Source organism: Micromonospora sp. NPDC049114 (assembly GCF_040648635.1).
In the GTDB taxonomy this organism is placed as follows: domain Bacteria; phylum Actinomycetota; class Actinomycetes; order Mycobacteriales; family Micromonosporaceae; genus Micromonospora.
This window is the reverse complement of record NZ_JBEZEA010000007.1, coordinates 18,686-39,920: the sequence shown is the minus strand read 5'-3', so window position 1 is coordinate 39,920 and position 21,235 is coordinate 18,686. Positions and strand designations below refer to the sequence as shown.

Annotated in this window: 23 protein-coding genes; 10 read left to right on the top strand and 13 right to left on the bottom strand. The window is 72.5% G+C overall.

Annotated features, from left to right (window positions below; genetic code table 11):
* The first annotated feature begins 38 nt into the window (after positions 1-38).
* Positions 39-461, top strand: a complete 423-nt coding sequence (locus tag AB0B39_RS20615) for a hypothetical protein (protein ID WP_357575080.1) — start codon at positions 39-41, stop codon at positions 459-461.
* A gap of 33 nt (positions 462-494) precedes the next feature.
* Here AB0B39_RS20615 and AB0B39_RS20610 read toward each other — a convergent pair whose 3' ends face one another.
* Entirely contained in the window at positions 495-1,424 is a 930-nt protein-coding gene (locus tag AB0B39_RS20610) for an LLM class F420-dependent oxidoreductase (RefSeq protein WP_357575079.1), read from the bottom strand.
* A 98-nt stretch (positions 1,425-1,522) separates the two neighbouring features.
* On the opposite strand from AB0B39_RS20610, the gene AB0B39_RS20605 reads away from it, so the two are divergent.
* On the top strand, positions 1,523-1,834 hold the full coding sequence (locus tag AB0B39_RS20605) for a metalloregulator ArsR/SmtB family transcription factor (RefSeq protein ID WP_357496413.1): 312 nt from the start codon (positions 1,523-1,525) through the stop codon (positions 1,832-1,834).
* Positions 1,835-2,365, top strand: coding sequence for an SRPBCC family protein (locus AB0B39_RS20600; RefSeq protein WP_357496411.1), 531 nt, complete (start codon positions 1,835-1,837; stop codon positions 2,363-2,365). It abuts the gene before it with no gap.
* Between the two features lie 23 nt (positions 2,366-2,388).
* Here AB0B39_RS20600 and AB0B39_RS20595 read toward each other — a convergent pair whose 3' ends face one another.
* Positions 2,389-3,174, bottom strand: coding sequence for a helix-turn-helix transcriptional regulator (locus AB0B39_RS20595; protein ID WP_357496409.1), 786 nt, complete (start codon positions 3,172-3,174; stop codon positions 2,389-2,391).
* Positions 3,175-3,237: 63 nt separating this feature from the next.
* Between AB0B39_RS20595 and AB0B39_RS20590 the strand changes: the two genes are divergently transcribed.
* Entirely contained in the window at positions 3,238-4,062 is an 825-nt protein-coding gene (locus tag AB0B39_RS20590; protein WP_357575078.1) for an SDR family oxidoreductase, read from the top strand.
* Between the two features lie 82 nt (positions 4,063-4,144).
* On the opposite strand, the gene AB0B39_RS20585 is transcribed toward AB0B39_RS20590, so the two are convergent.
* The 3 genes from AB0B39_RS20585 to AB0B39_RS20575 all read right to left on the bottom strand — a co-directional run bounded on the left by AB0B39_RS20585 (position 4,145) and on the right by AB0B39_RS20575 (position 6,747).
* Positions 4,145-5,182, bottom strand: coding sequence for a hypothetical protein (locus AB0B39_RS20585; protein WP_357496405.1), 1,038 nt, complete (start codon positions 5,180-5,182; stop codon positions 4,145-4,147).
* The gene (locus AB0B39_RS20580) at positions 5,182-5,451 is read right to left on the bottom strand and encodes a hypothetical protein (protein ID WP_234584413.1); all 270 of its coding nucleotides are present in this window, start codon (positions 5,449-5,451) and stop codon (positions 5,182-5,184) included. Before AB0B39_RS20580 ends, AB0B39_RS20585 begins: the two co-directional genes overlap by 1 nt.
* 504 nt (positions 5,452-5,955) lie before the next feature.
* Entirely contained in the window at positions 5,956-6,747 is a 792-nt protein-coding gene (locus tag AB0B39_RS20575) for a methyltransferase domain-containing protein (protein ID WP_357575077.1), read from the bottom strand.
* Between the two features lie 74 nt (positions 6,748-6,821).
* Between AB0B39_RS20575 and AB0B39_RS20570 the strand changes: the two genes are divergently transcribed.
* From AB0B39_RS20570 to AB0B39_RS20560, 3 genes are all read left to right on the top strand, one after another.
* A complete protein-coding gene (locus AB0B39_RS20570) occupies positions 6,822-7,490 on the top strand; it encodes a hypothetical protein (RefSeq protein WP_357575076.1) in 669 nt (222 codons plus the stop codon).
* A 77-nt stretch (positions 7,491-7,567) separates the two neighbouring features.
* A complete protein-coding gene (locus AB0B39_RS20565; RefSeq protein ID WP_234584410.1) occupies positions 7,568-8,512 on the top strand; it encodes an RNA polymerase sigma-70 factor in 945 nt (314 codons plus the stop codon).
* Between the two features lie 82 nt (positions 8,513-8,594).
* On the top strand, positions 8,595-9,782 hold the full coding sequence (locus AB0B39_RS20560; protein ID WP_357496398.1) for an FAD-dependent oxidoreductase: 1,188 nt from the start codon (positions 8,595-8,597) through the stop codon (positions 9,780-9,782).
* A 113-nt stretch (positions 9,783-9,895) separates the two neighbouring features.
* On the opposite strand, the gene AB0B39_RS20555 is transcribed toward AB0B39_RS20560, so the two are convergent.
* The 4 genes from AB0B39_RS20555 to AB0B39_RS20540 form a co-directional block, all read right to left on the bottom strand.
* Positions 9,896-11,086, bottom strand: coding sequence for a serine hydrolase domain-containing protein (locus AB0B39_RS20555; protein WP_357575075.1), 1,191 nt, complete (start codon positions 11,084-11,086; stop codon positions 9,896-9,898).
* Between the two features lie 127 nt (positions 11,087-11,213).
* Positions 11,214-11,738, bottom strand: coding sequence for an orotate phosphoribosyltransferase (gene pyrE / locus AB0B39_RS20550; protein WP_357575074.1), 525 nt, complete (start codon positions 11,736-11,738; stop codon positions 11,214-11,216).
* Between the two features lie 51 nt (positions 11,739-11,789).
* Positions 11,790-12,518: a hypothetical protein gene (locus AB0B39_RS20545; RefSeq protein ID WP_357575073.1), complete on the bottom strand. Its 729-nt coding sequence runs from the start codon at positions 12,516-12,518 to the stop codon at positions 11,790-11,792.
* 60 nt (positions 12,519-12,578) lie between these two features.
* Positions 12,579-13,655 carry an aldo/keto reductase gene (locus tag AB0B39_RS20540; protein ID WP_357496390.1) on the bottom strand — a complete coding sequence of 359 codons (1,077 nt, stop codon included), beginning with the start codon at positions 13,653-13,655 and terminating at the stop codon, positions 12,579-12,581.
* A 90-nt stretch (positions 13,656-13,745) separates the two neighbouring features.
* Here AB0B39_RS20540 and AB0B39_RS20535 point away from each other — a divergent pair, with 90 nt between their 5' ends.
* Both AB0B39_RS20535 and AB0B39_RS20530 read left to right on the top strand, forming a co-directional pair.
* Positions 13,746-14,627 carry an AraC family transcriptional regulator gene (locus AB0B39_RS20535; RefSeq protein ID WP_357496388.1) on the top strand — a complete coding sequence of 294 codons (882 nt, stop codon included), beginning with the start codon at positions 13,746-13,748 and terminating at the stop codon, positions 14,625-14,627.
* 82 nt (positions 14,628-14,709) lie between these two features.
* Positions 14,710-15,531, top strand: a complete 822-nt coding sequence (locus AB0B39_RS20530; RefSeq protein ID WP_357575072.1) for an NAD(P)H-binding protein — start codon at positions 14,710-14,712, stop codon at positions 15,529-15,531.
* Positions 15,532-15,613: 82 nt separating this feature from the next.
* Here AB0B39_RS20530 and AB0B39_RS20525 read toward each other — a convergent pair whose 3' ends face one another.
* From AB0B39_RS20525 to AB0B39_RS20510, 4 genes are all read right to left on the bottom strand, one after another.
* Positions 15,614-16,522 (bottom strand): hypothetical protein, encoded by a 909-nt coding sequence (locus AB0B39_RS20525; protein WP_357575071.1) that lies wholly within the window; start codon positions 16,520-16,522, stop codon positions 15,614-15,616.
* On the bottom strand, positions 16,510-17,232 hold the full coding sequence (locus AB0B39_RS20520) for a hypothetical protein (RefSeq protein WP_357575070.1): 723 nt from the start codon (positions 17,230-17,232) through the stop codon (positions 16,510-16,512). The genes AB0B39_RS20525 and AB0B39_RS20520 overlap by 13 nt, the downstream gene beginning before the upstream one ends.
* A gap of 92 nt (positions 17,233-17,324) precedes the next feature.
* Positions 17,325-20,111 carry a BTAD domain-containing putative transcriptional regulator gene (locus tag AB0B39_RS20515; RefSeq protein ID WP_357575211.1) on the bottom strand — a complete coding sequence of 929 codons (2,787 nt, stop codon included), beginning with the start codon at positions 20,109-20,111 and terminating at the stop codon, positions 17,325-17,327.
* A 140-nt stretch (positions 20,112-20,251) separates the two neighbouring features.
* Complete coding sequence (locus AB0B39_RS20510; RefSeq protein ID WP_357575069.1) at positions 20,252-20,644, bottom strand: YciI family protein; 393 nt, start codon at positions 20,642-20,644, stop codon at positions 20,252-20,254.
* 247 nt (positions 20,645-20,891) lie between these two features.
* Here AB0B39_RS20510 and AB0B39_RS20505 point away from each other — a divergent pair, with 247 nt between their 5' ends.
* The gene (locus tag AB0B39_RS20505; protein ID WP_357575068.1) at positions 20,892-21,179 is read left to right on the top strand and encodes a helix-turn-helix domain-containing protein; all 288 of its coding nucleotides are present in this window, start codon (positions 20,892-20,894) and stop codon (positions 21,177-21,179) included.
* Positions 21,180-21,235 lie beyond the last annotated feature (56 nt).

Below are 21,235 nucleotides of genomic sequence, written 5' to 3'. Positions count from 1 at the left end.
CACGGTTGTTCTCGCCATCGTCGGGGAACCCTACGCCCATGAGCAGCTACCGTGATCCGGCCCCGCGGGGCGATGTCTTCCCCTCGGAGGAGGAGCTGGACCCGACCGGCAGCGCGGTCGAGCCGGCCAGCGCCCCGCCGGGCGCCCGGTTGTCGAGCCACCCGGCGCCCACGCCCGGCCCCCGTCCGACACCCGCCCCCGCGCCCGCGCCGACGCCCGTACCGTCGCCCGGTCCGCCGCCGCGCGAGCCTGGCGGCGGGTCACGGTCGATCGTGACGCGCCACCTGGACGGGTCGGTCGAGGTGGTCACCGACCTCGACGGCGACGGCCTCGCCGACGTCGTCCAGATCGACGTGGACGGTGACGGCGTACCGGACATCACCTATGTGGACAGCGACCGCGACGGCCGGCTGGACACCGTGCTGCGCGACCCGGGCCGCCCGGCCCACCACCGCGCCTGACGCGACGGCCGGCCGGCGGTCGGGTTGCCGGGCTCAAAGGTTCGCCATCACCTCGGTGGCGACCAGGTCGAGGTGGTCCAGGTCGGTCAGGTCGAGCACCTGGAGGTAGAGCCGCTGGCTGCCGATCTTCGCGTACCGGCCGATGGTGTCCAGGACCTCGTCGGGCGTGCCGGCGAGACCGTTGGCCCGCAGCTCGTCCGGCTCGCGGCCGATGGCGGCGGCCCGGCGGGCCACCTCGGCGTCGTCGCGCCCGCAGCACAGCACCAGGGCGTTGGACCAGACCAGGTCGCCCGGGTCCCGACCGATCTCGGCGCACGCCGCGCGGACCCGCTCGAACTGCGCGGCCGAGTCCGCAGGCGAGGCGAACGGCAGGTTGAACTCGTCGGCGTAGCGGGCGGCCAGCCGGGGCGTGCGCTTCGGACCCATGCCGCCGAGCAGGATCGGCGGGCGGGGCTGCTGCACCGGCTTGGGCAGGGCCGGGGAGTCGCTGACCGGGTAGTACCGGCCGTCGTGGCTGAACCGCTGCCCGTCCGGGGTGGACCACAAACCGGTGATGACCGCGAGCTGCTCCTCGAGCCGGTCGAACCGCTCGCCCAGGGCCGGGAACGGAATGCCGTACGCGGTGTGTTCGTCGGCGTACCAGCCGGTGCCGATGCCCAGCTCCACCCGGCCGCCGCTCATCTGGTCGACCTGCGCCACGGTGATCGCCAGCGGGCCGGGGAGCCGGAAGGTCGCTGCGGTCATCAGCGTGCCGAGCCGGATGCGGCTGGTGTCCCGGGCCAGGCCGGCCAGGGTGGTCCACGCGTCGGTGGGGCCGGGATCGCCGCTCACCCCGCCCATCTTGAGGTAGTGGTCGGACCGGAAGAACGCGCCGAAACCGGCGTCCTCGGCGCGGCGGGCCACCGCGAGCAACTGGTCGTAGGTGGCACCCTGCTGGGGCTCGGTGAAGATCCGCAGTTCCATGCGTCCGAGCATAGGGAGCCGATCGGCGGACCGCGTCCGGACGGGCGGCCCGGTCATATTCCTTGACGGTCATATAACGCTTGAGGCATATTGGCCTGGTGTCCACCGACGCCTTCACCGTCCTCGCCGAGCCCACCCGGCGACGGATCCTCGATGCGCTCCGCGACACCGACCGCAGTGTGGGCGAGCTGGTCGACGGGCTCGGGGTCAGCCAGCCGGCCGTGTCCAAGCACCTGCGGGTGCTGCGCGAGGCCGGCTTCGTCACCTGCCGGACCGCGGCCCGGCAACGGATCTACCGCCTCGAGCCGGGCCCGCTGCGGGCGGTGGACGGCTGGCTCGACCCGTACCGCCGGCTCTGGACGCGGCACCTGGACGCCCTCGAACGACACCTCGACAGTCAGGAGCAGTGAATGAACCGCGACGCGTTCCGCCCGAGCCCACCCGCCGAGGTGCGCGCCGAGCCCACCGACGGCGGCGCCGTCCTGGTCTTCGTCCGTGACCTGCGGCACCCGCCGGCCACCGTGTGGGCGGCGCTGACCGAGCCGGCACAGCTCGCCCAGTGGGCCCCGTTCCTCGCCGACCGGAACCTCGGCGACCCCGGCGCCGCCGTGCTCACCCTCATCGACGGCGAGACCACCGCGGAGCAACCGGCGACGGTACGCCGGGCCGAGCCGCCCCACCTGCTCGAATACACCTGGGGTGACGACCTGCTGCGCTGGGAGCTGACTCCCGTGGGCGCCGGCACCCGGCTCACCCTGCGGCACACCGTCGCCGACCGGGGCATGCTGCCGATGGTCGCGGCCGGCTGGCACCTCTGCCTCGACGTGGCCGAGAAGCTGCTCGACGGCGACCCGGTAGGCCCGATCCGGGGCGCCGAGGCCAAGGACTTCGGCTGGGCCGAGCTGCGCGACACGTACGCCCAGCGGTTCGGCCAGGGCTGAGGCGCGGCCCGACGCCCCGGACCTCAGAGCAGCCTGGCCAGGGCGTACGCCGAGGGTGTCTCCGGCGCCGCCTGGTAGGCGATGATCACCTGACCGTCGGCGCCGGCGACGGCAAGCGTCTCCCGCCGGAGGGTGAGCGGCCCGACGACGGGGTGGTGGAATCGCTTGACCTCGTCGCGTGTCGGCCGGACGTCGTGCGCGGTCCAGACGTCGCGGAAACGGCCGTCGGCCAGCAGCTCGGCGATGAGGTCGGTCGTCGCGGGGTCGCGCGGGTCGGCTTCGGCCCGGAGCGCGGCGACGCTCTGCGCGGCGATCTGGGCCCAGTCGGGGAACAGCGTGCGCACCGTGGGGTCGCGGAACATGCCGCGGACCAGGTTCTGACCGGGTGTGTAGAGCGGGGACAGCGCCATGGCGAGCTTGTTCGCCGCCAGCACGTCGAAGCGGCGGTCGCGGACGTACGCGGGCGTCTGGCCGAACGAGTCGATGAGCTGCTGCACGGCGTCGGAGGCCGCGGCGTGCTCGCGCGCTGGCGGCGCGGGGGTGGCCAGCGCGGTGAGATGTGCCCGCTCGTCCTCGTTCAACTGCAACGCGCTCGCCAGGGCGTTCAGCACCTGCGGCGACGGGTTGCGGTCCGTGCCCTGTTCCAGGCGGGTCAGATAATGCTGGCTGACGCCCGCGAGACGAGCCAGTTCGTCACGGCGTAGTCCTGGTACGCGTCGGCGCCCGAACGAGGTCACCCCCGCCTCGCCCGGCCGGACCCGCCCGCGACGCGCCTTCAGGAAGTCGCCCAGCGCGTTCTCGCCGTTCATTCCCGCCAGCCTAGCCCCGTCAGGGTGCTGGCAGGCCGGCGTCCGCTGGCGCAGGGTCGAGTCATGAAGACATGGTTCATCACCGGCGCGTCCCGCGGTTTCGGCCGCATCTGGGCCGAGGCCGCACTCGAACGCGGCGATCAGGTCGCCGCCACGGCACGGGACCTCCGGACGCTTGAGAATCTGACCGGGGCGTACGGGGACCGGGTCCTGCCGCTGACCCTGGACGTGACCGACCGCCCGGCCGTGTTCGACGCGGTGTCCCGGGCCGCGGCGGCGTTCGGCCGGCTCGACGTCGTCGTCAACAACGCGGGTTACGGGCTGTTCGGCATGGTCGAGGAGACGACCGAGCAGCAGGCCCGCGCGCAACTGGAGACGAACTTCTTCGGCGCGCTCTGGGTGACCCAGGCCGCCCTGCCGGTGCTGCGGGCGCAGGGCACCGGCCACCTCCTCCAGGTTTCCAGCATCGGGGGCATCGGCGCCTTCCCCACCCTGGGGCTCTACAACGCGTCGAAGTGGGCATTGGAAGGGCTCAGCGAGGCCCTGTCGGCCGAACTCGCCCCGCTCGGGGTGACGGTGACGATCGTGGAGCCGGGCCCGTACGGCACCGACTGGTCCGGGGACTCGGCCGCGCACACCGAGCCGATCGAGGCGTACGAGCCGGTACGACAGGCACGCCGCGCCGGGGCGTCCACGCGTACGCCAGACGATCCGGCGCTGACCGCCGGCGTCATCCTGCAACTCGTCGACTCCGCCGAGCCGCCGTTGCGCCTGTTCCTCGGGCCGTACCCGTACCGTCTCGCCGAGACGTTGTACGCGAACCGGCTCGCCACCTGGCACGACTGGCGCTGGCTGGCGGAGCAGGCCGGCCCGCCGCAGGGGGCGTGAGCGCTGGCCGGCGGACGGCGTGCCGGGCCCACTGCGAACGGTGGACGGCCGGGTCGACCGTACCGCCGGCTCCGGGCCCGCGTCAGACGTACGGCCGGGTGGCGTACGCGGTGCGCAGCGCGGCCAACCCGGCCGACTTCGGCGACAGCGTGCCCCACCCGGAGTTGAAGTAGTTGGTTCGCGCGATACGGGGTCCACGCTCGGCGTTGAGCTGGGCGATCGCCGCGGGAACTGTAGCGATCCAGGCCGCCTGGTCCGGGATCTCGGCCGACCGCACCCCGTACTCCGCGATGATCACCGGTCGGGACAGCGCCACCGGGCCGAGATCCGCGACCGCCCAGTCCTTCGTCCGGCGGAAGCGGGCCAGCGCGGTCTGGCCGACAGCTGTCGCGTAGGCGTTCCACTGCAGGTAGTCCAGCCGCGACATCAGCGACTCCGGGTGGGTGCGCTGGAAGCACGCCCGGTCGAAGCCGCCCAACCCGACCGAGAAGGTCGTCCCGGCCGGCAACGTGCGGGCCTTGAACCAGGTGACGATGTAGGTCATGGCCTGCACCGCCCGCGCGTCGGACTCGGCCCAGGTGTACGCCTTGCCCGCCTCGGTCGTGCCGAACTCGTGGTCCGTGTCCAACTCGGACGCGAGCTGGATGTTCACTCCGAAACCGAGCGTCCGGTACTGGGACAGGGCACGGGCGAACAACCCGTCGCACTGACCGTTGAGCACCTGGGTGTACCCGTACGCCTTCGGCCAGGTGGTGCCGGGTCGCTGCTGGATGGTCATCGACGGTGCCGGCACGGTGTAGCTGACGCCGTCCACCGTGAAGGTCTGCGGCCCGGCGTCGCCAGCGCCGTAGTGCTTCAGCTCCAGGACCATGTTGATCTGCACCCCGGCCTTGCCCAGGTTGATGAGCCATGGCCGGTTGTAGCCGGGAAAGACGTACCCGTCGGCGAAGCTGCGGTACTGGGTCAGCGAGCGGAAGTTGCCGCCGGCCATGTCGGCCGTGGGGTCGGCGCCGCCGGACAGGTAGTAGCCGCCGAGGACCGGTTGGCGCAGGCTGTAGTCGACGCCGGCCGTCGCGGTGTTGCCGGCCGCGTCGCGGACCTGGACGGTGACCCGGGGCATCACGCCACCGCCCGGTACACGGCGACCGAGCCGTTGTCGGAGACCCGGGACCAGGTACGCCCGGAGTTGTCGCTGACGGTCACGGTCAGCGGGTCGATGACCGCGGTGACCTTGACCGGCGCGCTGCTGTTGCCCTGCGCGTCGGTGACCACGATGGTGACGGTGAGCGGTTTGGTGTCGGCGTCGGAGTACGTGACGGTCAGCAGCATCTGGTCGCCCGGTGCGAAGACGGACGCGTTCAGGGCTGCGGTCGCGGTAGGAGCCGCCATGTCACTGCCTCTCTGATGAGGTCGCCGGGGCGGACGCGCGGGTGAGCGACGCCGGACCAGGCGAGATCCACGATGCGGGAAGGCTGGTGGAGCACGGGAGCGGCGGCGCGACCGGTGGACGGCGGCGCCGGCGGTGGGCGATGGCCACCGCCGCGGGCACCCGCGGCGGTGTGGGCGACCGCGCCGTACGTGTGGTCGGGCCGGCGGCTGTGCCGTGCCCGCCGTGGCGGGGTCGGGCTGGGCGAGGGCGGCACCGACGTGGACGATGCTGTCCGCGATGGGCCGGAGGACTGGGATGTGGCCCGACATCCGTCCGCCTCCTCGCCTGCCCTAAGCGTGCTCTACCAGGGGCTTTACCGTCTTGTCCGGTTAGCGACAATCGCCCTGGTGTCGGGCCATGCGTCCGACGGGTGGTGCTGGGCTACCGGCGTGCCGCGAGCGGACGACAGGTGGTGTCCTTCGCCTGTCGCGCCGGCCTCCGGCAACCGGCCCGAGCCGTCCCTGCTACGGCGCCGTGCCCGCCACGGCCCAGGCCCGCGCGGTAAGCCGGATCGAGCCGTCCGGCTCGATCGGCAGCCGGGCCGCCAACAGGTCCCGCAACGCCGCCCGTTGCGGCTCACCCAGCGAGGTGACGTACGACGGGGCGCTGCCCTGCCCGCCGAGGAACGGCCGCCAGTAGTCGTCGAAGTCGGCGAACACCGTCGGCACGTCCACCGGCCGGACCGACACGTCCCGCAGGCCGGCGTCCACCCACAGGTCTCGCAACGGTTCCGGCCGGCACATGCTGAACCGGCTCGCCTCGTCCCGCCCCGCCGCACCCGGGTCGAGGTGGGCGACGGCGGCCCAGAAGTGCCGCATCATCGCCATGCCCTCCGTGTAGTCCCACACGTACGCGGACACCGCCCCCGCCGGCCGGACGACCCGGGCGAACTCGGCGACCGCCCGCGCCGGCTCGGGCACGAAGTTGAGCGTCAGCCCGCTGACCACCACGTCGACGGCGCGGTCGGGCACCGGCAGCGCGCGGGCGTCACCGACGTGGAAGCTCGCCCGCGCGTCCTGGACGCGGGCACGCGCCTGGGCGACGAAACCCGCCGAGGGGTCGATGCCGGTGATCCGGGCGGGATCGGCCTCGGCGAGGACCGTCGCGGTCAACGCGCCGGTGCCGCAGCCCACGTCCAGCCAGTGCCGCCCGGGTGCCACGGCCAGTCCGCGTACGAAGTCGGCCGCGACCAGGCGGCTCCACCGACCCACGTACGCCTCGTACGCGTCGGCGTCCGCCCACACCGGGTGTGTCATGTCCGCACGATACGACAGCGTCCGTGGGCGCAAGGGCGAAGCGCCTCGTTGCCCCGGGCTGGCACACTGCCGCCGTGACGATGACCCAGACGTCGGCGGTACACCGGGTGCACGCGTGGCAGCGCCTCCTGGTGGTGGCCGCGCTGGTGGCTTCCGTGGTCCTTCTCGGCTGGGCGTACCAGACCGGGGGCGACACCCTGCGTTTCCGGTTCGGGTGGGTCGCGGTCGCGCTGACCGCGGTCCCGTTGTTCGTCACGCGGGGGCGGCAGTTCACGTACGCCTGCCTGGCGGTGGGTGTCTCGTTGCTCGTCCTGGCCTGCGGGCCGGTGCCGGCCGGGCTCCTGCCGGCGATGCTGGTCCTGCTGGCCACCACCGCGGACCCGCGGCGGTCGCCGTGGCGGGCCCGGCTGTCGGTGCTCGTCGGCGCGGCGCTGGTGGTCGTCCCGGTCGTGGCGTCAGCGGGAGCGGTGCACGACTCGCTGACGTCCCCGCCGGTCGGCTTCGTCGTCCACACCGACGCGGACACCGAGGTGACCGACCTCGTCGGGCCGGGAGACGTGAGCGTGGTCGGCGTGCACACCCGGTACGACGACGGCGACGGGGGGCCGATCAGCTTCGTCGAGTTCACCCCCGGTCTGTCGGCCGACGGGCAGGATCAACTGCGCCGCCAGCTGGCGCAGAAGCCAGGCGTGTCGAAGATCTGCTCGTGGTACCGGAACAATCACCTGCGGTCCGCCTGCTGAACCGCAGGTTCCGACCGCCCGCCGCGCCTCGCCCACTGCTCGGCGGGCCGCGCGACGGACGCGGCTACTGTCGAGCCATGCCGCTGCGTCCGGATGAGGTCGAGGTGTTCGAGCGCTCCAGGGGCCGCCTGGAGGCGATCGCCTACCGGCTGCTGGGCTCGGCCAGCGACGCCGAGGACGCGGTCCAGGACACGTTCCTGCGCTGGCAGTCCGCCGACCGGGAGCACGTCGAGACGCCCGAGGCGTGGCTGACGAGGGTGCTCACCAACCTGTGCCTCAACCAGCTCACCTCGGCGCGCGCCCGGCGGGAGACGTACGTGGGGACGTGGCTTCCCGAGCCGGTGCTCGCCGGGGACCGGATGCTCGGCCCGGTCGACACCGTCGAGCAGCGCGAATCGGTCTCCATGGCGGTGCTCACCCTGCTGGAGCGGCTGTCGCCCAACGAGCGCGCGGTGTACGTGCTGCGCGAGGCGTTCGGCTACCCGCACGGTGAGATCGCCGAGATCCTCGGCGTCAGCGAGTCGAACTGCCAGCAGATCTACCGGCGTGCCCGGCAGCACGTCACCGCCGACCGGGCCCGCGCGGAGGTCGACAGCGCCGCCGCGCGCAAGATCGTCACCGAGTTCCTCATGGCGGCCAACAACGGCGAGGTCCAGCGGCTGGTGGCGCTGCTCACCGACGACGCGACAAGCGTCGGCGACGGCGGCGGCAAGATCCCGGCCCGGACCACGCCGATCAGCGGCGCGCTGGCGGTGGCGAAGTTCCTGCGGGGCCTGTTCCGGCCCAGCGACGCCAAGCGGAACCTGGTCAGCGGCAGCCCGGCCCTCTACGCCGAGGTCGTCAACGGCGGCCCGGCGGTGGTCGTGGTGACCGGTGACCAGGTCGTCGGCGTCATGTCCCTGGAGGTGACACCCGACGGTGTCGCGGCCATCCGCATCCAGGTGAACCCCGACAAGCTCGAACGCGTCACGCGCCAGTGGTCCACCACCGAGCACTCGGAACCGCTCCTGCACGTCTGGTGACCCAGGTCATAGCCACCTCCTGTCAGCAATCGCGTCGCCGTCCGGTTCAGGAAGCGACCATCACCGAGACAGGAGTGCCGCCATGAAGCACCGCATCGTCGTCCTCGGAGCCGGATACGCCGGAGCGATCGCCGCCGGGCGTCTCGCCCGGCGACTGCACCCCGACGACATCGAGATCACCGTCGTCAACGCCGAGGCCGACTTCGTCGAGCGGGTCCGCATGCACCAGCTCGCCACCGGCCAGGACCTCAAGCGCCGCGAGCTGAGCCAGGTGTACGCGGGCACCGGCGTGCGGGTGCGACGGGCCCGGGTCACCGCCGTCGACGTCGACCGCAGGACTGTCGCGCTGACCGACGAGAGCGGCGCCGACGAGATCGCCTACGACACCCTCGTGTACGCCCTCGGCAGCGCCGCCGCCGACCACGGCGTGCCCGGTGTCGCCGAGCACGCGTACGACGTCGCCGGCCGGCCGTCGGCGCTGCGGTTGCGTGACCGCCTCGGCCAGCTCGCGGCCGGCGCGACGGTGCTCGTCGTCGGCGGGGGCCTCACCGGCCTCGAAGCGGCCACCGAGATCGCCGAGGCCCGGCCCGACCTCGACGTCGCGCTCGCCACCCGCGGCAGCCTCGGTGACTGGCTCACCGGAAAGGCACGACAGCACCTGCGGGGCGTCACGGCCCGGCTCGGCATCACCGTCCACGAGCACACCGACATCGCCCGGGTGGAGGCGACCGGCGTCGTCACCGTCGACGGTCGGACGATCCCAGCCCAGGTGACCGTGTGGACGGCCGGCTTCGCCGTCCACCCCCTCGCCGCCGCCACGACCCTGACGGTCGCGGCCAGCGGGCAGATCGTCGTCGACGACACCATGCGCTCCGTCTCGCACCCCGACGTGTACGCCGTCGGCGACGCCGCACTCGCCGCCGGGCCGGGCGGCAAGCCCCTGCGGATGTCCTGCGCCTCGGGAGGCCCGATGGCCTGGCAGGCCGCCGACGCCATCGCCGCGCGCCTGACCGGTCAGGTGAAGATCCCGAAGGCCCCGCTGGGCTACTTCAACCAGTGCATCAGCCTCGGCCGCCGCGACGGCATCATCCAGTACGTGACCGCCGACGACCGGGCCAAGCCGTCCCTGCTCACCGGACGGCTGGCGGCCCGCTACAAGGAGGTCGTGTGCCGGGGCGCCGCGTGGAGCATCACCCACCCCATCCCGTACCCGGTGCGCCGCCGCCGCGTCACCGCCAGCCGGACGGAGACCGCCGCGACCCTGTCGTGACCTCGCTGTCAGGAGAACGGGTCGGTCCCCGAACCCACGCGTCACACGGGCAGCGCCCCGCAGACCGGTGATCCGGTCCGCGGGGCGCGGTTGGAGCAACAGGTGCCGCCGCCTCAGTGGACGGTGCACAGCGCCGCGTCGACGCTGCCGTTCACGTCGGCGAGCATCTGCTCACCGGTCGGCAGACCGGTCACGGCGACGACGGCGCCGCGGCCGTCCTCGGTGACGAGGTTGCGGGTCTCGAAGCCCTGGATGTCGCCGCCGTGGCCCCAGGCGTCGCCGCCGCAGGGCAGCTCGTGCCGGGCGATGCCCAGCCCGTACTCGTACTCGCCGGACGGTTCGAAGCCGGGCGCGGGCACTGTCGTCATCATGGCCGCCTGCTGCGCGGGCTTGAGCAGCCGGCCACCGACGAGCGCCTCGAAGAAGGTCCGCAGCTCGTCCGGGGTCGAGACCAGTTGGCCGGCGGCCCAGCCCAGGGACGGGTCCATGTCGGTGACGTCCACCCACGCAGCGCCCGGGGCCACCGCGACGTAGCCGTGGGGGTGCGTGCCCCGAAGGCGCTGCTCCCCCACGCCCGGCCAGTACGTGTCGCGCAGACCGAGCGGCCCGATGACACGGTCGGTGATCTCCTCGCCGATGGGACGTTCGGTGACCTGCTCGACGATGAGCCCCGCGAGGACGTAGTTGGTGTTGCTGTACTCCCACTTCACCCCGGGCGCGAAGTGCGGGGCGTTCGTGAGCGCGGCGTCCACCAGCCGGCGCGGCTGGTAGTACGAGTGACTCTTGTCGATCAGGTCCTGCGGCTGCGTGAACAGCACGTCGTCGTAGTCGGGCAGGCCGCTCGTCTGCTGCAGCAGCTGGCGTACGGTGATCGCTCCGCCGTCGTTGCCGTTGCCCCGTACGACGCCGGGCAGGTAGTGCTCGACAGTGGCGTCGAGGTCGATGCGGCCCTCCCCCACCAGTTGCAGGACGACCACGGCGGTGAAGGTCTTGGTGTTGCTGCCGATGCGGACCTGGCCGTCGCGGGGAACCGGAGCGTGCGAGCGGAGGTCGCGCACGCCGGCGGTGTAGTCGTGGACGCGTCCGTCGGCTCCCCGCACCGAGGCGAGCACGCCGGGAAAGCCGTCCTCGCTGACCAGCCGGTCCAGTTGCCGCTGCACGGCGTCGCGTGGGCCGGCGGGCCGACCGGATTCGGCCGCGGCGAACGCCGGAGGGCCGGTCAGGACGGCGACGGCGGCCAGCGTCCCGGCGGCCGCCCGCAGGGTCCGGCGACGGCGGGCGGACGTGCGCTCTTGCAGGGGCATGACGGGCTCCTCGGTATCGGACTCGCTTGACTCCATCAATGGTTCAAGGATTCCGATTCCGGGACGATCCCTCCTGCTGCCCTCCTGCGGTACAGCCTGCGCTACCCCGTAGCGGAGCGGGAGGCGGTCAGGCCGACGCGGAACGTTCCAGATCGTGTCGACTGAGGGCGGCGCGCAACCCCAGCCCCTCGGCGGCGAGGTTCTGCCGCCCGCCCTGCTCACGGTCGATCGCGCACACCACGGTGTCGATCACCGCGCCGCCCGCGCGCAGTTGCCGGCACGACGCCAGTAGCGCCCCGCCCGTCGTGACCACGTCCTCGATCACCACGACGCGCCTGCCGTCCACCGGGCCACCCTCGGCCGCCTTGCGGGTGCCGTACTCCTTGGCCTGCTTGCGGACGAAGACCGTCGGCAGCCCGGTCATCTGTGACATGACCGTGGCGATCGGTATGCCGCCCATCTCCATCCCGGCCAGCACGTCGCACCCGGGCAGCAGGGCGACCATCGCCTCGGCCACGTCGCGCAACAGAGCGGGCTGCCCCTCGAACAGATACTTGTCGAAGTAGTCGGGGCTCACCTGACCGGATCGCAGCCGGAACGATCCGGTCAGGTGACAGGCTTCGTACACGCGACGCGCGAGTAGGGACGGCACACCCGTCAGCCTCGCATCCCGGCTGGCGCGGTCATTGGCCAGGCTCACCCGCTAGCCGGCGTCGGGGCCCTGAATCCTGGCCAGCGCGGCGGCGAACTCGGCGTCGGTGAGCGCGCCCCGCTGGTGCTGCCGGGTCAGCGCGTGGACGTCCCGTCGCTGCTCAGCCGTCGGGCCGCCACGGTTGGTCACGGACCGGCCAACCCCCGCGGACCGGCGTCCCGTGGCGGCACCGGCGGTGGACTGCCGCGCCGGCCCATCGGCCTGCGCGGCATCTCGGGGCTGCGCGTCGCGCTGGTGTGCCCGCAGTGTCGTCAGGATCTCGTCGTAGTGCTCCGGCCAGGTGGCCAGCCGTCCCAGTTCGGGCCGGAACGTGAACGGCCGCAGCAGGTCACCGCGCTGGAGCGCGGTCTGGACCGCGACCCCGTCGGTTCGCTCGATGATGATCGCGGAGCGACCCATGTCCAGTCCCGCGATGGTGGCGATGCCGCTGTGGATGGACGCCACCGATGCCCACGGAACCGTTGTCGTGCGCAGTAGCGTCCGGGACCGGACGCCGGCCGCGCTGACGTAGACCCCGAGCATCGCCTGCCGTACGGCGACGGCGAGGCAGATGGCCATCCACGCCCCGAAAAGGATCGCGACCGGGGTCGGCACCGGCATCGGCCACCCGCGCACGTACGCGATCACGAGTAACGAGACGGCGGCGGCCACCCCCACCAGCCCCAGCATCGCGAAGCCGGTCGTGGCGTCGAGAGAGTACGGGCGTTGCCACTTACCCATGCCGTCATGGTGACCGGTGGCGTCCACCCGCCGGATGTCCTGGACCGCGCGTGCGGGTGTTCAGTACCGGACGCCGTTGCCGAGGAAGGGCGACGGCGGGCTGGGCTGGCCGTCCACAGTCGCGCCGGCGAAGGCGAGCCTCGGCGCGAGGTACCGGTTGTTGTCGGCCGGGAAGTTGAGAGCCGGTGCCGACACCTCGTCGAGCCGTGCGGTCTGCTCCGGCGACAACCGCACGTCCACCGCGGCCAGGTTCGCCTTCAGTTGGTCGAGACGCCGCGCCCCGATCAGCACCGACGACACACCCGGTCGGGCGCCGATCCAGGCCAGCGCCACCGCCGCCGGTGTCACGCCGGCGTCGGCCGCGACCTCGTGCAACACGTCGATCACCTGCCAGTCGCGCTCGCTCGGGCCGCCCACCAGTGCGGCGCGGGTCGTGTCGATGTCGCTGGCGCCGCGCACGTACTTGCCGGAGAGCCAACCGCTCTTGAGCGGACTCCACGGCAGGACGCCGAGACCGTGCTCGCCCGCCATCGGGATGAGCTCCCCCTCGACAGTCCGTTCGAGCAGCGAGTACTCCAACTGCATCCCGATCGCCGGCGTCCAGCCCCGGAAGTGCGCGACGACCTGCGCCTCGGCGGCCTTCCACGCGGGCAGGTCGGACAGGCCCACGTAGCGGATCTTGCCGGCCGTGACGAGGTCGTCCAGGGCGCGCAGCGTCTCCTCGACCGGTACGCCACGGTCCCAGTTGTGCAGCCAGTAGATGTCCAGGTGGTCGGTGCGCAGCCGGCGCAGCGACTCCTCGGCCTGGGCGACCACCGCCTTGCGCCCGGCGCCGCCGCCGTTGGGGTCGCCCGGGAAGAGGTTGCCGAAGAACTTCGAGCCGAGAATGATCCGGTCGCGCAGGCCGGGCCGGGCGGCCAGGTAGTCACCGATGATCTTCTCGGAGTGACCGTTGGTGTAGATGTTTGCGGTGTCGATGGAGTTGCCGCCACGTTCCAGGTACTCGCTGATCATCGCCTCCGACTCGTCGACCGGGGCGCCCCAGCCGTGGTCCTCGCCGAAGGTCATGGCACCCAGCGTGTACGGGCTGATGCGCAGGCCGGAGCGGCCCAGCGTGACAAAGTGATCGAGTGGCATGCGCCCAGTACACACCCGGAAACCGCCGACCCCGTAGGTCGATACTGCCAGCGCATTGCCTGATCCTGCCATTCTCGGCAGGATGGGCCCATGACCGCTCTGCCGGAGATCCGCGACCTGGTGCTGCGCCACGCCGGCCGGCCCACGCCCGGCGGTCTCGTCCTGCACCGCACCGACACGCCCACCGAGCCGATGCCGGCCCAGACCGCGCCACTCTTCGCGCTTGTCGCGCAGGGCGCGAAGTACGCGGTGCTGGGCGACGGTGTCTTCTCGTACGGCGTCGGGCAGTTCATCGTCGCCTCCATGGAGCTGCCGGTGATCAGCCACGTCAGCCAGGCCAGCCGCGCCGAGCCGTACCTGGTGCTGGGCCTCGCGCTGCGGCCGTCGCTGATCGCGGACCTGCTGTTGGACGCGCCCCCGGCCACCGGCGAGCCGGCGGCCGGCATCGCGGTCAGCACCGCCGACGACGACCTGCTCGACGCGGTGGTGCGGCTGCTGCGGCTGCTCGACCGCCCCGACGACCAGCGCGTGCTCTGGGCGGGTGTGGAGCGCGAACTCGTCTGGCGGTTGCTGACCAGCGAACAGGGCGGGACGGTCCGCCAGATCGGGGTGGGCGACGGCAACGTCGTCCAGATCGAGCGGGCGATCCGGTGGATCCGCGAGCACCACGCCGACCTGTTCCGCGTCGAGGACGTGGCGCGCGTGGCCGGGATGAGCGTGACCTCGCTGCACCGCCACTTCCGGGCGATCACGACGATGACACCGATCCAGTTCCAGAAGATGGTGCGCCTGCAGGAGGCGCGGGCCCGGCTGCTGGCCGATCCAGGTGACGTGGCGGCCGTCGGGTTCGCGGTCGGCTACGAGAGCGCGTCGCAGTTCAGCCGCGAGTACCGACGACTGTTCGGGCTGCCGCCGGGCCGGGACGCGGCCCGCCTCGCCCGGCTCGACCCGGCGCGGCTGGCGACTGTGTGAGGCCTCGAAATCGGTGGCACGATCCGGCAGCGGGGTGTTTCCTGACACCGGCCTGATCAACACCAGGGTGGGAAGGAACCACGTGATCGTCGTCTCCGCTGCCTCCGGAGCACTCGGCCGGCTCGTCGTCCGGCAACTCCTGACGCGGGTCCCCGCCGATCGGGTCGTCGCGGTGGTACGCCAACCCGCGCGCGCCGCCGAACTGGCCGCGCTCGGCGTTGCCGTGCGGCACGGCGACTACGACGATCCCGCGAGCCTCGGCTCGGCGTTTCGCGACGCGGAGCGGCTGCTGCTGATCTCCTCGCCCGAGCTGGCTCCGGACCGCCGGGTCGGGCACCATCTGGCCGCGCTGGAGGCAGCCACCGCCAACGGCGTACGCGCGATCGCCTACACCAGTTTCCTGGGCGCCGACCGCGACGGCTCGGGAATGAACGCCGCCCACCACGCCACCGAACGGGCGATCATCGAGAGCGGGATCGCGTACGCGATGCTGCGGAACCCGTTCTACAGCGAGGCGTTCCTCAACGCCGGCCTGCGTGCCGCCGCCGCGTCCGGGACGCTCACCAGTGGCACCGGCGGGCGTGGGCTCAACACCGCACTCCGCACGGACCTCGCCGCGGCGGCGGTGCGCGTGCTGACCGACGACGCGTACCTGGGTCGTGGCTACGACCTGACCGGCCCCTTGTGGACGTACCCACAGCTCGCCGAGGTCCTGAGCGACGCCACCGGGAAGATTGTCGACTATCACGAGGCCGCCGACGAGACGCCGGGGCCGATGGGCTTCCTGATGGGCCTGGCCCGGTCCGGGGCGCTGGAACGGCAGACCGAGGACCTGACCCGGCTGCTCGGCCGCCCACCGGCGACCCTCCGGCAGGCCGTGGCCGGCGCGTTGAGCGAGACCTGAGCCGCAACCCCTACCGCGCCGTGACGCGCCGATCCCGCTCCGCCTCGACCGACCGGTCGACGCGGAGCGGACTCGTCGACAGCTAGAACCCACCCCACGGGCGGGCCGAGCACTTCCAGGTCTTCCCGTCGTTGTGCGAGACGCAGACCACGAGGACCTTCCCGACGAGTGGCAGCCCGACAGTGAAGATGTGGATCCTCGTCTTCACATAGGGGACGCCCGACTTCTCGGCGACGTCGCCGAGCGCCCACCCGGCGTCCGGCCCCGGCACGCTCGCCACCCGGCGCAGCGAGCCGACGTCCCTGCCGGCGAGCAGCGTCTCGATCTCCTGCGCCGACGGTTCGCCGTCGCCGGTCAACGTGTCGACGGCGTACGGGCCCTCGGCGGCGACGCCGTTGGCCTTCTCGAAGGCAGCCTTCATCCCGCCCACAGTGGTGTCGCCGCCGAGGTCGAGGGTGAGCGTCTGGTCGCCGCGACGCGACAGGACGCACTCCCAGAAGGACTTGCCCGAGGCCATGCACATGGTCAGGCACCACTCCCGGCCCTCCGGCGTGGACGAGGCGAAGAGCAGGGAGGACGTCGCGGTCCCACTGTCACCCCTGCCGTCGTACACGCCGTCCGCGAGGTCGGCCATGGTCGTGTCGAGGACGTCCCGGCCGCCGGACATCGCCCCCAGGACCGTGACGCCGTCGACCTCTTTGCCGGCGACGAGCGCTTCGAGTTGGTCGGCGGTGAGGGTCCGGCCTCCGGTGTCGACGGCCAGCACCGTGTCCAGGTCGCCGACGGGTTGGCCGGTCATCTCCTCGAACCGTTGAAACATGATTCCCGGAGCGCCGGGCTGGTCGGTGACCGTCTGCCGGGCCGCGTCGTCGGCGGCGTGCGAGGGAGCGTACGAGGCCACCAGCGCGACGACCAGTGCCGCGGTGACGATGGTGACGCGCCTGATGACGTCCCGCAGAGCTGTCGGGGTCGTACGGGCTACCAGCGACATGTGACCACCACGCCCAGGCCGCTGGGAGAGGGCCCCCAGTCACAGTGCTCGCCGATCCACTCACCGATGTCGCTGATCGTGTCCGCGACCCACGCGAGCGCCGACCTGATCGCGCCCAGGATGCTGAAGTAGACGACTGTGGACTCGGGGGTGCCGCCGGCCTCGTCGATGATGTCCTTCGTCGACGCGGCGGGATCCGGCTTGTCGATGGTCTTCAGCACGCGTACGCCTGTGGTGTCCTTGCCGGCCAGCAGCGCCTCGACCTGCTCCGGGGTGCGTTCCTTTCCGTCGTCGACCGCCACGATCGCGCGGTCGATCAGCACCTCGCCGCTGCCGGTGACGGCCTGGGCGATGGCGGTGATCTCGCGCAGTGTGAGGTCGTTGCCGAGCGCGGGACCGGTGAACCGTCGGACCGAGACGGTGCCGGACGGGTCGAGCCAGAGCTCGTCGGCCACGATCATGTCGTCCGCCTCGTACGGGGCCCAGGCGAACGTCCACTGCCCGGCGACGCAGCGGAACTGACCGTGCTCCCGACCCTCGGGTTCGGTCTCGGTGCGGACGATCCCGCCGCGGTCGTCGAGGTACTGGACCAGACAGTCGCCCCCTCTGGTCGGCGGCTTGTCGGTCCGGGCCACGGCTGGGGAGGATGTGGCCAGCGCCATCGCGCCGACCACCCCCACCACCGCGAGGTTACGTGCCGATCGACTCATCGGATGCTCCATTCCTGGCGAGGGAAACTGGTGCCCGAAGAGTGCCGGGCCGGGCTGAAACGGCCCGGAAACCGCGCTGAAAGCGCGGGGCGTCAGGACAGCCGGGTGCCGTCGAGCTGTTCGAGGTCGGCACGCAGCGAGTCGGCGTCGGCGTCGCCGAGGTCGTCGAGGATGCTCAGGGCGCGGCGCCACGCGGCACGGGCGGCGCCCAGGTCGGCGAGCGCCCGGTGGCTGCCGCCCAGATTGACGTACGTGCTCGCTACCGCGTACCGGTCGTGGACCTGCGCGAAGAGTTCGAGTGCGTGCTCGTAGCAGGCGACCGCCCGCCGGTCGTCGCCGAGCTGGTGATGGGCGTGGCCGAGGCTGTCCCACGTGTCGGCCTGTCCCTGCACGTCGTCCACCTCCTGCAACACCCGCAGCGCCTCGCCGCACGACGTGAGGGCCCGGTGGTGGTTGCCGAGCAGCCCTTCCTGCCAACCCACCGCGTTGAGGGTGTACCCCTGCCCGGCACGGTTCCCGGCCCGCCGGAACAGCGTCAGCGCCCGCCGGGAGTGGCTGAGCGCCTGCTGGTGCCGCCCCTGCCGCTCGGCCAGCTGACCGAGGTTGAGGCAGGTGTGTGCCCGCCCGGCGTCGTCACCGACAGCGGTGAACAGGTCGAGCGCGCGCCGCAGGTGGTCGTCGGCCTCGTCGTACCGCCGGAGCCGGGAGCAGGCGAGGCCGAGGCTGCGGTGGGCGTGGCCCTGCCCGGCCCGATCGCCGACGCGGGACGCGGCGGCGAGAGCGATCCGCTGCGTACCGAGCCAGTCCTGCCAGTGCCCCTGCCGGTGCAGGAAGCCGGCCATGGCCCAGGCGAGCCGCCAGGCGTGCCCCTCGAAGCCGGACCGCGCCGCGAGCGGGACGGCGGCGAGCAGGACGGGGACCTCGGCGGTGAACCACGCCGTGGCCGCCGACCTGCTCCTGGGGTTCTCCGGCGTCACGTCGGGCCGGGGCGGCGGGAGACTGATCTCGCTGAAGTGCGGGTGCAGTGCGAGGTCCGCGGCGTGTGCCGCGCGCAGGCAGTGGTCCAGCAGCCGGTGCACGGCGTCGCGCCGGTCGGCCGGTGACTCCGCGTCGTCGGCGAGGCTGGCCGCGTACGCGCGCAGCAGGTCGTGGAACGCGTACCGCCCGTAGGTGTGCTCGGTGAGGAGGTTCGCCCTGGTCAGCTCGGTGAGCAGCGGACCGGTCGCCGCCGGGGCGACGCCGGCGAGGCTGGCCACGGCCGGGGCGCAGATGTCCGGGCCGGGATGCAGGCTCAGCAGCCGGAACAGCCGGACCGCTTGCGGGCTGAGCGTTCGGCACGACCAGGAGAACACCGCCCGGACGTCGGTGGCCTCGTCGCCGCCGTGAAAAGCGTTCAGGTCGCCCAGCTCACCGGCCACGGCGGCCAGGGAGAGACGCCTGTTGGTGGCGGCTCGGGCCGCGACGATGGCCAGCGCGAGGGGCAGCCCCGCGCAACGGTGGGCGATGTCGTCGGCAGCGGCGGGTTCGGCGGCGACCTGGTGCGCCCCGAGCCGGCGGACCAGCAGGTGGCGGGCTTCGTCGGGGCTCAGCAGGTCCAGGATCACCGGCTGGGCGCTCTCGGTGACGACCAGCGGGGTGAGCTGGTCCCGGCTGGTGATGACCGCCAGGCAGTCGGGTGAGCCGGGCAGCAGCGGTCGGACCTGTTCCGCGTCGCGCGCGTTGTCCAACACCACCAGCAGGCGCTTGCCGGCCACCGCCGTGCGGTACGCGCTCACCATCAGATCCTCGTCGCTGGGCATCCGCGCCGCCGGAACGCCGAGCGCCTCCAGGAATCCGTGCAGCGCTCGCGCCGGTTCGGTGGGGGTGGCCGCCGGGTCGAAGCCGCGCAGGTTGACGTAGAGCTGGCCGTCGGGGAAGCGCGCGGCCGCGCGGTGCGCCCAGTGCACGGCGAGCGCGGTCTTGCCGACGCCCGCGGTGCCGGACACCACCACGGCGCCACCGGAGTCGACGAGCGCGTCCAGGGTGGCGAGTTCCGCGTCGCGTCCGGTGAACGTCGGTACTCCGGGAGGCAACTGCGCCGCCACCGCCACCGGCCGAGCCGTCGCCGCTGGCGCGGGCGCGGGCGCGGCGATCGCGGTGTCCTGGCGCAGGATGGCGCGCTCCAGCTCCCGTAGCCGCGGACTGGGGTCGATGCCGAGGTTGTCCCGCAGGGCGGCGCGCAACCGCCGGTACGTGGTGACCGCCTCGCCCTGCCGGCCGTCCCGGTACAGGGCGAGCATCAGCTGCGCGTGCAGGTGCTCGTCGAAGGGATGCTGCCGGACGAGGCGTTCCAACCCGGGGACGAGCCGGGCGTGTTCACCGACCGACAGCCGGGCCTCGGCGAGCGCGCGTTCGGCCTCCAACCGCAGGCGTGCCAGGTGCTCGGCCTGCTCCTCGAGCCAGGCGGACCCGGCCACGTCGGCCAGCGGCGGGCCGCGCCACAGTGCCACCGCCTCCGTCAAGTGGGTCACCTGCTCGGCCCGGTCCGTCGCGCGGCGGGCCAGTTCCAGGAGGTGCTCGGCGACCTGGACGTCCGTGGACTCCGGCCCGGTGTTGAGCACGTAACCGGGCCGACGCGCCACTATCGATCCGGGCTCGCCGAGCACCCCACGCAGGTAGGAGACGTGGCGCTGGAGCGTGTTCTCCGCGGTGGCCGGCATCCGCTCGCCCCAGACCACGTCGATGAGCCGGTCGACGCTCACGACCCGGCCCGCGTGCAGCGCCAACGTCGCCAGTACCGCCTTGCGGCGCAACCCGTTCACCGCCTGCGGGCCGTCGGCGGCAACCACCTCCACCGGGCCGAGCAGCCGGACGCGTACGCCCGCGCCAGCCATCGACATCACCAAATCAGGCTAAATCCGCAGGCCGCAGGCTCGATCCGTTCGTCGCGCAATGGACACGACGCCTGATCGGTCCGGTGTACGGGCCCGTCGCGGGCGTCGCCTGACGTGCCGTCGTAGCGGGTCACGCGGGTTCTCGATCAGACTCCGTCGGGCCGGCGTACCCGGCTGTCGGCCTCGCGGATCATCGCGTCCGTCTCGGGATCGGGCATGAGCTCCCGGACGTCCTGCGCACACCGGCACGAGGCGGCGATCCTGGCAGCCCACGCCAGCGCGTCCTCGCGGGTGGGCACGTCGACGACCGAGAACCCGCCGACGACCTCCCTGGTCTCCGGGTACGGACCGTCGGTGACCGTTCCGTCCGTGGCCACGATGCTGGCCTGCTGCCTCTCCAGTCCGCCGCCGAACACCCACACGCCCGCGTTCACTGCCTCCTCGACCACCGCGTGCGAGGCCTTGCCGACGTCGGGCCAGTCCTCGGCGGGGATGTGGTCCATCGCGCCCTCGTTGAACGAAATCAGGTACCGCGGCATGACACGACTCCCTCGTCCCGGCGGTCTCCTCCGACCGCCTCCTGCATGTACTACGAACGGCTCGGCACGGATTCGACGCTACGCCGGGCCGCCGGATCGAAGGGCCCCACCGGGATGGTCGCGGCCGGCACTGTCCCGCCGCGTGGTTACTGTGTCGGAAATCGAAGCATCGAGAGGGGCGGCACAGGCGATGACGACGCCCAGGCCGGGACGGCAGGTACGAGGATCGAGCACCGGGCGCCCACTGATGGCAGCCCTCGACCTGTTCGGGCGGCGCTGGAACCTGCGGATCGTCTGGGAGCTGCGCCATGGACCGGTCGGGTTCCGTGCGCTGCGGCAGCGCTGCGACGACATGTCCTCCAGCGTTCTGCGGCAACGGCTCACCGAACTGCTCGACGCCCGCCTCGTCGCGCAGCAACCGGACACGACCTACGCCCTCACCGAGCTCGGCCACGGCGCCCATCAGGCCCTGCGCCCACTCGTCCGCTGGTCCGACCAGTGGGCCTCCGCCATGACCGAGGACGGCGCGCTCTAGCGCAGCGCAATCCTGGCGCTTCTAAAATCGAATCGTTATGGTGCGGTGGAGCCCGT